Annotated in this window: 2 protein-coding genes; both read left to right on the forward strand. The window is 63.1% G+C overall.

What is annotated here, in order from left to right:
- A partial coding sequence (locus AWJ14_RS14860; protein WP_066180740.1) for a UxaA family hydrolase occupies nucleotides 1-237 on the forward strand: 237 nt, incomplete at its 5' end.
- Between the two features lie 11 nt (nucleotides 238-248).
- Nucleotides 249-904, forward strand: a 656-nt coding sequence (locus AWJ14_RS14865; RefSeq protein ID WP_171904889.1) for a UxaA family hydrolase, incomplete at its 3' end; no start/stop codon positions are given.

The raw sequence follows: 904 nt of genomic DNA on the forward strand, positions 1-904 counted from the left end.
GTGGTTGTCGAGGGCCTGAAGGCCGGGACGAAGATGCTGTGCGTGGTCACGCATGACAATTCGAGCTTCGAACTGGAGAGCGGTGCCGACGTGCCGATCGGCCACAAGATCGCGCTCAAGGACATCAAGTCGGGCGACACGGCGATCAAATACGGCGAGGACATCGGCAAGTTCGTGGCCGACGTCGCCAAGGGCGGCCACGTCCACACCCACAATCTCAAGACCAAGCGCTGGTAGGAGGCCCGACCATGGCATCGAACTATTCCAACATGACCTTCATGGGCTACCGCCGCGAGAACGGCCGGGTGGGCGTGCGCAACCATGTCCTGATCCTGCCGGTCGACGACATCTCGAACGCGGCCTGCGAGGCGGTCGCCAACAACATCAAGGGCACGCTGGCGATCCCGCATGCCTATGGGCGGCTGCAGTTCGGCGAGGACCTGGAGCTGCATTTCCGCACCATGATCGGCACCGGGGCGAACCCGAACGTGGCGGCCGTGGTCGTCATCGGCATCGAGCCGGGCTGGACCAAGAAGATCGTCGACGGCATCGCCGCCACCGGCAAGCCGGTGACGGGGCTCTCGATCGAGCAGAACGGGGACCTCAAGACCATCATGGAAGCTTCCAAGGTGGCCAAGGAATATGTCCACTTCGCCTCCGAGCTTCAGCGCGAGGAATGCTCGATCTCGGAACTGTGGGTCTCGACCAAATGCGGCGAGAGCGACACGACCACGGGCCTGAGCTCCTGCCCGACGGTGGGCAACATGTATGACAAGCTCCTGCCCGAGGGCATCTACGGCTTCTTCGGCGAGACCTCGGAGATCACCGGGGCCGAGCATATCTGCAAGACCCGCGCGATCAACGAAGAGGTGGGCGAGCGCTGGTACAAGATGTGGAAGGCCTA

Origin of the sequence: Parahoeflea olei, from assembly GCF_001703635.1 — a bacterium.
In the GTDB taxonomy this organism is placed as follows: Bacteria; Pseudomonadota; Alphaproteobacteria; order Rhizobiales; family Rhizobiaceae; genus Hoeflea; species Hoeflea olei.